The organism is Pseudomonas fluorescens (genome assembly GCF_000968015.1).
Lineage (GTDB): Bacteria > Pseudomonadota > Gammaproteobacteria > Pseudomonadales > Pseudomonadaceae > Aquipseudomonas > Aquipseudomonas fluorescens_W.
Map to the genome: position 1 here is coordinate 36,256 of NZ_LACH01000032.1, position 12,656 is coordinate 48,911.

14 protein-coding genes are annotated in these 12,656 nt (G+C 60.5%); 10 read left to right on the top strand and 4 right to left on the bottom strand.

The features are described from left to right. The first annotated feature begins 104 nt into the window (after positions 1-104). Together VD17_RS15085 and VD17_RS15090 are read left to right on the top strand one after the other, a co-directional pair. Positions 105-1,457, top strand: a complete 1,353-nt coding sequence (locus tag VD17_RS15085; protein WP_046054492.1) for a 3-oxoacyl-ACP reductase — start codon at positions 105-107, stop codon at positions 1,455-1,457. 2 nt (positions 1,458-1,459) lie between these two features. Beyond that, on the top strand, positions 1,460-2,314 hold the full coding sequence (locus VD17_RS15090) for a MaoC family dehydratase (protein ID WP_046054493.1): 855 nt from the start codon (positions 1,460-1,462) through the stop codon (positions 2,312-2,314). A gap of 59 nt (positions 2,315-2,373) precedes the next feature. Here the strand turns inward: VD17_RS15090 and VD17_RS15095 are convergent, their stop codons facing one another. Further along, entirely contained in the window at positions 2,374-2,787 is a 414-nt protein-coding gene (locus VD17_RS15095; protein WP_046054494.1) for a response regulator, read from the bottom strand. 80 nt (positions 2,788-2,867) lie between these two features. Then, positions 2,868-3,068 carry a Flp family type IVb pilin gene (locus tag VD17_RS15100; protein WP_046054495.1) on the bottom strand — a complete coding sequence of 67 codons (201 nt, stop codon included), beginning with the start codon at positions 3,066-3,068 and terminating at the stop codon, positions 2,868-2,870. Positions 3,069-3,433: 365 nt separating this feature from the next. Here VD17_RS15100 and cpaB point away from each other — a divergent pair, with 365 nt between their 5' ends. From cpaB to VD17_RS15140, 8 genes are read left to right on the top strand one after another with little or no spacing between them, the layout of a single operon-like run. Then, entirely contained in the window at positions 3,434-4,339 is a 906-nt protein-coding gene (gene cpaB / locus VD17_RS15105) for a Flp pilus assembly protein CpaB (protein WP_259674559.1), read from the top strand. Between the two features lie 21 nt (positions 4,340-4,360). Next, the gene (locus VD17_RS15110) at positions 4,361-5,632 is read left to right on the top strand and encodes a type II and III secretion system protein family protein (RefSeq protein WP_046054497.1); all 1,272 of its coding nucleotides are present in this window, start codon (positions 4,361-4,363) and stop codon (positions 5,630-5,632) included. Continuing rightward, positions 5,629-6,825, top strand: coding sequence for an AAA family ATPase (locus VD17_RS15115; RefSeq protein ID WP_046054498.1), 1,197 nt, complete (start codon positions 5,629-5,631; stop codon positions 6,823-6,825). Before VD17_RS15110 ends, VD17_RS15115 begins: the two co-directional genes overlap by 4 nt. After that, positions 6,822-8,102 carry a CpaF family protein gene (locus VD17_RS15120; RefSeq protein ID WP_046054499.1) on the top strand — a complete coding sequence of 427 codons (1,281 nt, stop codon included), beginning with the start codon at positions 6,822-6,824 and terminating at the stop codon, positions 8,100-8,102. Before VD17_RS15115 ends, VD17_RS15120 begins: the two co-directional genes overlap by 4 nt. Before the next feature lie 10 nt (positions 8,103-8,112). Then, the gene (locus tag VD17_RS15125; RefSeq protein ID WP_046054500.1) at positions 8,113-8,997 is read left to right on the top strand and encodes a type II secretion system F family protein; all 885 of its coding nucleotides are present in this window, start codon (positions 8,113-8,115) and stop codon (positions 8,995-8,997) included. Continuing rightward, positions 8,994-9,884, top strand: a complete 891-nt coding sequence (locus VD17_RS15130; protein WP_046054501.1) for a type II secretion system F family protein — start codon at positions 8,994-8,996, stop codon at positions 9,882-9,884. Before VD17_RS15125 ends, VD17_RS15130 begins: the two co-directional genes overlap by 4 nt. 10 nt (positions 9,885-9,894) lie before the next feature. Then, positions 9,895-10,605: a hypothetical protein gene (locus tag VD17_RS15135; protein WP_046054502.1), complete on the top strand. Its 711-nt coding sequence runs from the start codon at positions 9,895-9,897 to the stop codon at positions 10,603-10,605. 13 nt (positions 10,606-10,618) lie between these two features. After that, entirely contained in the window at positions 10,619-10,894 is a 276-nt protein-coding gene (locus tag VD17_RS15140; protein ID WP_046054503.1) for a DUF3613 domain-containing protein, read from the top strand. A gap of 362 nt (positions 10,895-11,256) precedes the next feature. Here VD17_RS15140 and VD17_RS15145 read toward each other — a convergent pair whose 3' ends face one another. Both VD17_RS15145 and VD17_RS15150 read right to left on the bottom strand, forming a co-directional pair. Continuing rightward, the gene (locus VD17_RS15145; protein WP_046054504.1) at positions 11,257-12,039 is read right to left on the bottom strand and encodes a response regulator transcription factor; all 783 of its coding nucleotides are present in this window, start codon (positions 12,037-12,039) and stop codon (positions 11,257-11,259) included. A 113-nt stretch (positions 12,040-12,152) separates the two neighbouring features. Continuing rightward, a complete protein-coding gene (locus VD17_RS15150) occupies positions 12,153-12,623 on the bottom strand; it encodes a prepilin peptidase (RefSeq protein ID WP_046054505.1) in 471 nt (156 codons plus the stop codon). Between the last annotated feature and the right edge of the window lie 33 nt (positions 12,624-12,656).

The following is a 12,656-nucleotide window of genomic DNA, read 5'->3' on the forward strand; positions in this document are numbered from 1 at the left end:
CTGTGAAGGCCATAACCCACAAGCGTAGGCCTAATCTCGTGGATCGAACGACTGATTGCGATTCATGGTCCACACTTTGAACCCCAGCTGCTGGAGCGCGTTCCATGTCTGACCGTTATATCGACTTCGCCAATTCGTCCATCGGCCATCGTGTGGTCGGGGCCCTGGGTCTGCCGTCGCCGGTTCGGCTGGAGCGCTGGCAAGCAGGCCGGCTGCGGCCTGTAGAGGGGGCGCTGTTGATAGGCGGAGGCCCGTTGACGGCGAAAATCGTTTCCTTCGCCAACCGCCTGACCGACGCGATTTACAGCTACGGCACCGAGTCTTCACTGGCCACCGCGTGGATTCCCGGCCACGGCCCCAAACTCAAAGCCGTGGTATTCGACGCCAGCGACCTGGTGCAAACCGATCAACTCAAACAGCTGCGCGAGTTCTTCCAGCCACTGATAAAAAACCTTGATCACAGCGCGCACCTGGTGATTCTGGGGCGCGCTCCGGAGACCTTGAGCGATCCGTTCGCCGCCAGCGCCCAGCGAGCGCTGGAAGGCTTCAGCCGTTCGCTGGCCAAGGAACTGCGCAGCGGCGGCACCTTGCAGCTGATTTATGTCGGCGAGGGTGCCGAGGATCAACTGGAAGGCCCGCTGAGGTTTTTCCTCTCGCCCAAAAGTGCATTCGTCTCCGGGCAAGTGATTCGCTTGAACGCCTGCGACGCGCAGGTGACGGATTGGACTCGCCCATTGTCTGGCCGTAAGGCTCTGGTCACCGGCGCGGCACGCGGCATCGGCGCCTCCATCGCCGAAACCCTGGCCCGCGATGGGGCCGAAGTGATCCTGCTGGACGTAGCACCGGCCAAGACTGACCTCGAAGCCCTCGCTGCACGCCTCGGCGGGCGCAGCATCACCCTGGATATTTGCGCCGAAGACGCCGCCGCGCAGTTGGTCGAGCAACTGCCCGACGGCATCGACATCGTGGTCCACAACGCCGGCATCACCCGGGATAAAACCCTGGCCAACATGACCCCGGAATTCTGGGACGCGGTGCTGGCGGTCAACCTCAATGCGCCGCAAGTGCTGACCAAGGCTCTGCTCGACAGCGGCACCCTGCACGACAACGGCCGGGTGATCCTGCTGGCGTCCATCAGCGGCATCGCCGGCAATCGCGGGCAAACCAATTACGCCGCGAGCAAGGCTGGGCTGATCGGTCTGGCCCAAGCCTGGGCGCCGCTGCTGAATGTGCGCGGCATCAGCATCAATGCGGTAGCACCCGGTTTCATCGAAACTCAAATGACTGCGCACCTTCCGTTCGGCGTGCGTGAGGCCGGGCGGCGCATGAGTTCGCTGGGCCAGGGCGGCCTGCCGCAAGACGTCGCCGAAGCGGTGGCGTGGCTGGCTCAACCGGGCACCGGCGCGTTCACCGGCCAAGCGTTGCGAGTGTGCGGACAAAGTGTTTTGGGGGCTTAGGCATGATCATCGATTGGCACACACTCAACCGCGAACCGAGCCTGTCGGGACTCTACGTGCGGGCCGCGACGCGACGCAAAATCACCGGCACCACCCTGCCCGATTCGGGTTTGCGCTGCTGGATCAATGTCGATCCGAAGCGCCTGGCGGACTATCGCAAGGTCTGCGGTTTTGCCGAGAACGGTTTGTTGCCGCCAACGTATCCACACATCCTCGCGTTCGCATTGCAGATGCAATTGCTGACGGCCAAGGAGTTTCCGTTCCCGCTGCTGGGGTTGATTCACCTGAGCAACCGCATTCGCATCTTTCGCCCAATGGGCGGCGTGAATCGCGTGCGGGTCAGCGTTCAGGTGCAAAACCTACAACCCCATGAAAAAGGCGCGACGTTCGATTTGGTAACCACGCTCGACGATCAGTTAGGGGCGTTGTGGGAAGCTGAAAGCCAGATGTTGTGCCGTGGGGTCAAACTCGCAGGCGAGCCCGTCGAGGAAGTATTGGCATCGACGCTGGAAATGTCGGAAGTGGCTCACTGGAAAGCGCCGTCGGACATAGGGCGGCAGTACGCCAAAGTGTCCGGCGACTACAACCCGATTCACCTGAGTGCCGTCAGCGCCAAACTCTTCGGTTTTCCGACCGCCATCGCCCATGGTTTGTGGAACAAGGCGCGCACCCTGGCGGCGCTTTCCGATCATCTACCGGCGGCGAATGTCGAGATTGCGGTGCAATTTCGCAAACCGGTGCGGTTACCCAGTGAAGTGACATTGCTGGCCAGTGCGGCAGGGTCGAGCGGGGATTTGCTGTTGGTGGGTGCGGGGGATCTTGAGCACATGGCGGGGCATTGGCGGCCGGTTACCTGACCCGATCGTTCCCGTGCTCTGCGTTCGGCTCTTGGGACGCAGCGCACGGGAACGATCAATCACGGACTCACTAAATCCACGCGAGGCAGTGGAAACAAATTATTCAACGTCTCCAACAACCGCACGTGATAAATCGGCTTGCGAAAAAGGTCGAGCACCTGCAACCGCAACATGTCACTGACATCCTCCATGTCCGCATGCCCCGACGTCACAATCACCGGCAAATGCTGGCGGGACGTGTGCTCGCGCAACCGCTTGATCAACGACATGCCGCTCTCCTCCGGCATCCGCAGATCAGTGATCACCAACGCAATATCAGGGTGGCGCGTCAGATGTTGCAACGCGAGTTTGACCGAGGTGGCAGTAAAGCAATTGAAGCCCTCGCCCTCCAGCAATTCCGCCAGTTCCAGCAACGCCTCCTCCTCATCATCGACCAGAAGAAGCTGTTGGCGTGGAAGTGAGGGAGCGTTCATGGGCAACACCTGCAATGGACTAAGCGCTGACGTTAGAAGCCCTTTTGAACATTAGCAAGTTGCCGGCGTGTCTTATGGCGCTAACCGAGGGCGGTTTTGATTTTGCCAAATATGGAAGTGATCGAGTCCCCCATATCCCCGCTGAGTCCGGCAATCACCACTGCGACCATGGCGGCAACAATCGCGTACTCAATACCCGAAGCACCCTCGGTATCTTTGGCCAGGCCTTTGTAAAAAGCGATTTCGGATTTGATCTTCTGAGCAATCTTGGTAAAGGACATGGCAGTTCTCCTGAAGACGACGGGTGTTGCACGGTCGCAACATGGTTCCCCTTTGCCAGCATCAGCATTGTCGGCATTCCCCGTACCCACAACTGTAAGAACGAATTATCACTAAAGTATTAGTCGCTTCGTTGACGCCAAAAAAGTCTCGTTTTCGCCCTGGCGCCTTACTTTCGTCAGTTATTTTCCGGCCCGTAATGGCTTTTTGCTCTAGCTGAGCTACCGTCAAATAGCGAAATAGTTCCATTTTTTTAGCTGCCTGATTGCGAAGTTGACTCGTTGGATGCGATGAGGTCTCAAGCAGCAGGAAAGGGAGAGCCGCCACGAACAGTCGTATCACTCTGGGCCTGGCCGGTGTGTTTCTGGTGGGCGCCATTATTGCCGGTTACTGGGGCCTCATGCTGAGCCGCCAACCCGCTCCCGAGCCTGTCTTACAATCCGAAATCGCCACGCCTGCACCCATCGCCCAGACGCCGGCCCCCGTGGACGACCCCACTCGCCAACCGGTGGTGGTGCTGCTGCATGATGTGCCACCGTTCGTGCCAATCAGCGCCGCCGACGTGACCCTGGAAAATCTGCGTACCGTCCCGGCCGGCAGTCTGAGCCGCCTCGATCAAGCGATTGGCCGAACGCCCTGGCGTGCCCTCAGCGCCGGCACCTGGCTCAATGATGAAAGCTTTGAAGCCGGCGGCAGACTGGCACGGATGATTCGTCCCGATGAACGCGCCCTCGCCGTCGCGGTGGATGAAGTGATCAATGCCGGTGGGCAACTGACACCGGGGGACTATGTCGATGTGCTGCTGTTTCTGCGCATGGACAACAACAACCTTCAGCCGTCGGCGCAACTGGTAGTGCCGGCCTTGCGGGTGCTCGGGGTGGGCGAACAGTTGGGCTTGACCAACGACGGTCAACCCGCAAGCCCGGTCCGCAGCCTCGAAGAAAAACTCCGGCAGGAACAATTGCGCGCCAGCGCCCGCAGCGTCTTGCTTGCCGTCCCCGAACAACTATTGAGTCGCCTGATGTTAGCGGCCCAGGCCGGCGTGCTGCGCCTGGCCGTACGCAGCGCCGATGAAAAACGTCTGGCTCGTTACTGGGCCGGCGAAAGCGATTCATCGGCCAACCTTGCCAGTGCCAACCGCGAGTTGATCCAGTTCAGTCAACTGGCCATGACGCCCCCCCAAAAATCTGTCGTCACCCACGGTGGCACAGCACCGCGCAAGCCGAGCGTGGAAGTCATCCGCGGCAACGAAATTACCCAACAAACCCCCTGAATCGAGCAAGGACGCATCTAAATGCGCAGTCGTTCCATGCCCCTGTTTCAAGGCCTGCTCTGGGTCTCTTTACTGAGCGGTGTGCCGCTTGGCGTAACGTTCGCCGCCGCCGGCAATTGCGCCGCGCTGGGTTCGTTGCCTGCGGTGCTGGAAGTCAGTGAAGGGCTGCAACAGGAGGTGCAATCGCCGGTAGCAATCACTCGGGTGGCGGTGGGTGACCCGAAAATCGCCGACGTGCGAGTCAACGGTAATCAAGCATTCTTGCTAACAGGGATGGCCCCCGGCGCCACCAGCCTGATGGTCTGGACTGCCTGCGCCAGCGCGCCGCGCCAGAGCATGGTGTTCGTTCAGGGCAAGGCCACCACGGCGATGACCACCGCGACACGGTTACCCTCTGATGACCCACTGCTGCCGTCGCAAGTACAGACCGATATTCGTTTTGTCGAAGTCAGCCGGACCAAACTGAAGGAGGCCGGCACGTCGATTTTCGGCAAGGGCTCGAACAACTTCCTCTTCGGCGCACCCGGTACGGTGCCCAACACGGCCGTGACGCCGGGTGTGGTGCCGCTGCACAACCTTGATCCGCGGATCGCGGTACCCAGCATCCCGTTGCTCAACGACAGTTTCAACATTGTCTGGGGCGGTGGCAGCAGCAAAGTCCTCGGCATCGTCAACGCCCTGGAAGGCAGCGGCTTCGCCTACACCCTGGCACGGCCGAGCCTGGTGGCTCTTAGCGGGCAGAGCGCGAGCTTCCTGGCCGGGGGTGAAATTCCGATCCCGGTGCCCAGCGCCAACAGCAACAGCTACTCCATCGAATACAAGGAATTCGGCATCCGCCTGACGCTCACACCGACCGTGGTCAGCCACGACCGCATCACCCTCAAAGTGGCGCCGGAGGTCAGCGAACTCGACTTCAACAATGGCGTGACCATCGGCGGCACCACCGTCCCGGCGTTCACCATTCGGCGCACCGATACCAGCATCTCGCTGGCCGATGGCGAGAGTTTCGTCATCAGCGGTTTGATCAGCACTCACAACATTTCGCAAGTCAGCAAGTTTCCAGGCCTGGGCGATATCCCGATTCTCGGTGCGTTTTTTCGCACCTCATCGGTCAACCGCGAAGAGCGTGAGCTGCTGATGATCGTCACGCCGCACCTGGTCCAACCGTTGGCTGCCAACGCACAACTGCCGTCGTTGCCGGGTGAAAAGCTGCGCAACTATGACCCGAACTGGTATCGCCTGTACTTCCTCGAAAACGGCGACTTCGATAAACGCAGCGGGTTATCGCAATGAGCCAGAGCCAGAACCTGAGCCAGACCTTCCTCGCGATCACGCGCAAAAGTACCGACCTTGAGTGGCTGCAAGGCGCCCTCGCCCCGTTGGGCCAAGTGGTCAGCGCCGGCAGTGGCAGCCTCGACGAATTGCTGGCGCTGGTGGACGTGACCTTCGCCAGCCTGGTGTTCATCGGCCTGGACCGCGAACACGTGGTGGCCCAAAGCGCACTGATCGAAGGCGCCCTGGAAGCCAAACCGATGCTGGCGATCGTCGCGCTGGGCGATGGCATGGACAACCAACTCGTACTCAATGCCATGCGCGCCGGTGCACGGGATTTCGTGGCCTATGGTTCGCGTTCCAGTGAAGTCGCGGGGTTGGTGCGACGGCTGAGCAAACGCCTGCCGCCCGTGGCCCCGAACACCCAGCTGGGAGGCCTGACGGTGCTCTACGGTGTGCAGATCAACGCCGACGGCGCGCTGCTCGCCACGCACATGGCGCAAGTGGTGCAAAAGAGCGGACAGCAAACGCTGTTGCTGGACCTGGGCCTGCCGCGCGGTGACAGCCTGGCCTTGCTCGGGCTGGAGAGTTCGTTCCACTTCGGCGATGCACTCCGGCACCTGCGGCGCCTCGACTCGACGCTGATCGACAGCGCGTTCACCCACTGCGCCGCCGGGTTGCGGATCCTCGCCTACGCCCACCACGATGAGCCGCTGGAACACACCAGCACCGCCGAGTTGTACATGCTGCTCAGCGCCCTGCGCCAACACTTCCAGCACATCGTGGTGAACCTGACTGGCCAGCCGGACAGCGAAGCGTTACGCACCTTCGTCACCCATTGCGACAAGTTGCTGTGGTACACCGATCAGAACGTACTCGACTGCCGTCGCAACCTGGCGGTACTCAACCAGTGGCGTGAAAAAGGCATGAAGCTCGATCACGCCAAGCTGCTGGTGGATCGCTACCTGCGCAACGTCGCACCGGACGCCGACACCCTGAGCAAAAGCTTTGGCATGGAGATCATCGCGACCCTCGTCTACAGCCCGGAAGTTCGGCTTAACGCCAAGAACCAAGGTGTCACACTGTTTGAACTGGCCCCCCGCGAAGGCCTGACTCAAAGCTTGCGCGCCCTCGGCGATCGTCTGGCCAAGCGCTCCGAGGGGCTGGCCAAACCCAAGTCTGGCTGGTTCAACCGGTTGAGGGGTGCGCAATGAGCGGTGAAAAACTCTTCGGTGCCCCTGTGCGCACCACCAGCGGCAACACCGACCACGAAGGTCTGAAACTGGTGCTGCACCGCTACATCATCGACGCCATCGAGGAGTCCGGCAAAAACCTGCTGGAGGGTTCGCGGCAGGTGCTCTCGCAGTTCGTCATCGACAAGGTTGCCGAGTACATCGCCCGGCTGCACCTCGCGATTTCCCGCTATGAAATGGAGCGCCTGGCCGAAGAAATCGTCGACGAACTCACCGGTTTCGGCCCTTTGGAAGTGCTGCTGCGGGACCCGGCAGTGACGGAGATTCTGGTCAACGGCCCGCACCGGGTGTTCATTGAACGCGACGGCGTACTGCATCAAAGCGACCTGCGCTTCATCGATGCGCATCACGTCGAACGGGTCATGCAACGGATCCTCGCGCCCCTCGGTCGACGGCTCGATGAGTCGTCGCCAATGGTCGACGCACGACTGCCCGACGGTAGCCGGGTCAACGCGATCATTCCACCAATTGCGCTCGACGGTCCCTGCCTGTCGATACGTAAATTTCGCAAGGACATGCTCAAAAGCTCGGACCTGATGGCGATGCAAACCATCGATCAGGCGATCTTCGACTTTATTCAGGAGGCCGTGGGCAAGCGCTGCAACATCCTGATCAGCGGCGGCACCGGCACCGGCAAGACCACGCTGCTGAACATTCTCAGCCAGTTGATCAACCCTCACGAGCGAATCGTCACCATCGAAGACGTCGCCGAACTGCAACTGGGCCACCCTCACGTGGTGCGTCTGGAAACCCGACCGCCGAATGCCGAAGGCCACGGCGAAGTGAAATCCAGTGACCTGATTCGCAACGCCCTGCGGATGCGCCCGGACCGAATCATCCTCGGCGAGATTCGTGGCGTCGAAGTGGTGGACGTACTCACTGCAATGAACACCGGCCACGACGGTTCCATGAGCACCGTGCACGCCAACAACGCCCAGGATGCGCTGTTGCGCCTGGAGACATTGGTGGGCCTGACGGGCCGCACCATCGCCGAACGGACCTTGCGGCAAATGATCTGCGCCGCACTGGACGTAGTGATCCAGCTGACGCGCATGCCCGATGGCCGCCGCTGCGTCAGCGAAGTGGTGGAGGTGATTGGCTTGCGTGATGACGTGTATGTCACCAACACGTTGTTCCGGCTCGACCGGCGCAGCGGTTTCGGATTCATGCGCGAGGCGGTCAACCCCGCCGGCGACAAACTGCGCCGTGAGTTGGCGCGCTCTCCCTCTGCGTACTGAAGGCCACGGCATGCTCAAACCGGTGCTGCTCATCCTCGTTTGCCTGGTCTTGCTCGGACTGTCGATCCGCCTGTTTTATCGCGGTTTGCGCCAGACCGGCACCGAGCGGGTACTGGGACGCCTGAACCAGGGGCAACCGCAGCCGATACAGGCGAAAACCTCCTGGGTGGGTCTGGATCGGGCCTTTCTGCGGGCCGGCCTTGGGCGTCCCTCCGAGCGCCTGGGGGTATGGCTGCTGCTATGGGCTTTTGGCATCTTGCTCGGATTTGCTAGCGGTGGCTGGGTCGGCTTGCTGGTTCTGTTACTGCTGCCGCCGTTGATTCTGCGTCTGTATGTCAATTGGCGTTATCAGCGCCGACTCCAGCGCATGATCGAACAACTGCCACCGATGCTCGATCACACCGTGCGCAGTCTGAAGTCCGGGCGCACCCTGGCCGATGCGGTGCTGGGTGCCATCGACGTCGCTGAAGACCCGCTGAAAAATGCCATGGGGCGGATTCAGCGCAACGTGCAGTTGGGGGTCAGCCTGCCGGATGCTGCGGCTGACCTCGCCGAGCTGTATGAGAAAGATGAACTTCGCCTGTTCGCACTCGGTTTGAAGGTCAATCACCGCTATGGCGGCAATGCCAGCGAATTGCTGGAAAACCTGATCAAGATGATCCGCGAGCGCGAGCAGGCTGCGCGCCAGCTCAGGGCCATGACCGGTGAAACCCGGGTGACCGCGTGGGTCCTGGGCTGTTTGCCGATTGGTCTGGCCGGCTATTTCCTCGCGACCAACCCCCATTATTTGCTCGCCATGTGGCACGACCCATCAGGGCAAATCATGCTCGCGTCCGCGTTCGGCTTGCAGGTGATCGGCAGCCTGGCGCTCTGGCATATGTTGCGCAGCGTATGAAAGTGCCTTTGCTGATCTGCGCATTGCTGTTTCTGGGCGCAACCTTGTTGCTGCTCAGCGGTTTGCTGGAACACCGTCGGCGGGTTCGCCAGGTGGCGCAACGACTCGACGGCAAACTGGCAAGCGACAACCGGGTGGATCAGTGGCTACAGCTGCTGGGCAGCAGCCGGATCGGTCAGCGCTCGGTCAACCTGGATAACGAAACCCAGGCATTGCTTAACCGTCTCGGCTGGCGCAGCGCCCGGCGACGGTCACTGTTCGCGGCGTTCCAGGTAGGCGCTCCGGTGCTGGCGCTGGCCCTGACCTTGCTGATCCAGGGCGTTTTCTTCCCTCATACCGACAACCACTGGATGGCCCCGATGTTCGCCACCGGCATCGGCTATCTGTTGCCAAAACGGTTGCTGGCCGCTGCCGCGAAGCGTCGGCAGAAACAACTGGCGAGCGAGATTTCCACCTTCATTCCGCTGCTACGCATCCTGTTCGAATCGGGCATGGCGGTGGAGCAGTCGCTGCGAGTGTTGAGCAATGAAGGCAAACAATTGTTGCCGGCCCTGACCCATGAGTTGCGTCTGGTATTGGCCCGAGTCGATTCCGGCCTGGAACTGGGTGAAGAGCTGAACAAAGCCACCCGATTGCTGGCCGTCGACGAGTTCACCGACACCTGCGTCATCCTTCAGCAGTTGATCCATCAGGGGGGCGGGGCGATGAAATCCTTGCTGACCCTCAAGCAATTGCTCGATGACCGGCGCCTGACGCGCTTGCAGGAATACATCTCCAAGCTGTCCGCCAAAATGTCCGTCGTGATGATGCTGTTTCTCTTCCCGGCGTTATTGATCGTACTGGCCGGCCCGGGCTTCACCGCCCTGTCCCATGCCTTTGGTTCTTAGAGGGATCGTTATGAAAGCAATCATTGCCGGTTTGAGTCTGCTGTTGCTAGGCGGTTGCGCGAGCAACGGGGCGACGCCCTGGAGCGCCCTGACCAACACGGCCAGTTGCGGCAAGCTGACCTCCGAGGAACAGCTGTCGCTGAACCTCGCCGATGACATGGCCAATGACGGCAAACTGCACGCCAGCCTCGCCAACCTGCAAAGCCTGCCCGACAACCTGGCCGACGTGCGCCTGCGCAAGGCCAAGGTCTATCGACTGCTGGGCCGCAGCGAAGCCGAGCCGTTGTACCGCAGCCTGCTCGGCAGTTGCCTGGCCGCCGAAGCCGAACACGGCCTGGGCCAACTCGCCGCCGCCAAGGGCGACAACGGCCTGGCACAAGCCCACTTGCAACGGGCCGCACGGCTAGCGCCGACGGACGAGAAAATTCGCAACGACCTCGGCGTGGTGTACCTCAATCAATTACGCGTCGAGGATGCGCGATTTGAATTCCTGACGGCCATGGAACTCAAGCAAAGCGATCAACTGGCTGCGTTGAATCTGGTCACGCTGCTGATCTACCAGGACGACTGGAGCCGCGCGGCCGAACTCGTCAGCCGTCTCGGCCTGAGCCCCGCCCAAGTCACCGAAGCCCAGGCCCGCGCGCAAAGACTCAAGACACCGGGCAAGTCCGGCCCGACCGCCGCAAACCAGGTCGCCGTCGCCACACCGACGCTTCAATAAGGAGAGGCTTTTGATGAAACCAACCATCCTCTGCTGCATCGGCCTGCTGGCCCTGCCCCTCACCGCTCACGCCATCGACCCCGGCCCCTCTTCGGCCCAACAACAGGAAACCGAAGGCTGGCTGCAACTGCAAAGCAGCAACAAAGCGGCTTCCCAGAAACCGCAAACCTCAACCGCGACCGAGCGCGAGCTGAGCATGCAGCGTTGGTTGAAAAGCTATCAGCATGAGATCCCGGAGTACTTCGATCAGTATGAAAGCGGGCAGGTGGACAGTGGGACGGGGGGGTAGTCTTGATCCGGGAATTGGACGCTTGGGACTAGCGTTCTTTGGCTGACTTTTTTCGGGCCGGCATTCCGGGTAATGCCAGTCGTTAGTAATTCCAGCCGCGACACTCTTTTTGTAGCAGCTGCCGAGCCCGCGAGGCTGCGTTCGGCTGCGAAGCAGTCGTGAGGCCGGCTGACGCGGTATGCCTGACGTACCGCAATGACTGATTTACGACTGCTACGCAGCCGAACGCAGCCTCGCGGGCTCGGCAGCTGCTACAAATCGCGTTACGGCTTACCTCACTGGCATTAGGCATTCCGGGCGCTTGTAAAAAAAGTGAGTCGCCGGTCGTTACCGCAGGAATGGAGAGGTAAACCAACAAAAACCTAACGCGCAGTCACCCCCTGACGCAATCCAGAATGACCGGGTAACAACGCCAGCGCCAACTGCGTCCGATTATGCATATGCGTCAACCGCAAAATCTGCGACACATAAAGCTTCACCGTGTTCTCGGTAATCCCCAACTCACAGGCAATCTGATAATTCGTCTGCCCCTTCCCCACCAACCGCGCCACCTCCCACTGCCTTGGCGACAGCTGACTGAAAATCGCCGAAATCTCAACCCGATCCACAGCACTGACATCTTCATCAGTGGAAACCGATAACCGCGGCCCACGTCGAACCTTATCCAGATCCTGATACAGATCATCGATCGACTCGGCAAGATACTGCAGCTTCTGATCCAGATGCCCCAGCTGCACACTCTTCTGCCGTTCCTGCAAAACCACTACCTGACGCGCAATCCCTTCGAGCAACTCACCCAGATTGATCGGCTTCTGGTAGTAATCGGCAAACCCGGCCCGCAGAGCCTTGATCACATCCTGCTTGTCCGCACGCCCAGTGAGCATGATTGCTTCAAACACACGGTGCTTGCCGGATAACCGTTGCAGCTCCTGAACCAGTTGAATCCCGTCCAGACCGGGCATGTGCAAATCGCAAAGCACCAGGCCAATCGCTTCGTCTTCATTGAAACGCTCGACGGCCTGTTTGCCAGTCTCGCAAGGAACGCAACGGTAACCGCGGCCTTCAAGAAACTCACAAAGCTGCGCGGCAATAAACGGTTGGTCGTCGACCACAAGGATTTTTACTGCCGAAGAAAGCGTGTTCACGTGCGACTCCCTGCCGGGTCAACGTTGACCGTTCCTCTACAAACAGCAACAGACTGGACAACTGCTGAATTGAAAGTAGACGTACTATCCGACTCTGTACATAGAACGGGTGACTAGTGAAACCAGGCGAGTGTGAGCAACAGGCCCACCAACACGAAGGGTGCAAAGGGCTGTTTCTTTGACACTCCAGGCCCCAGGTATCGAAGATGATTTCTAAGCCCTTGGCCCATATGAAGCCAGACTCTTGGCGCCAGCAGCAGCCACAGCACACTGGCCAATCCGGCACCGATGAACACGCCGAGCAGGTGCATGCCGTCAGTCGCCAGCCCCAGGCCGGTCATCAGTTTCACATCGCCTGCGCCCAAGCGTCTCAGCGCATAACCGGGCAAGGTGAAAGCCAGCGCCAGCAAACAAGCCCAGCCGCCCTGCACCCCCTCGGCCCCCAGCCAGGTAGTGCCCGTCCACAGGAGATACGCCAGCGCCAACACCGCGGCGCCAAGGGTCAGGCCATTGGCGATGTGCCGTTCTCGAGCATCCTGTGCTGCGCATAGCGTCAGCCAGATCAGTAGTACAAAGCTCTGCATCCGGTAAAAAACGTCCGTTTTGGCTGAATGATT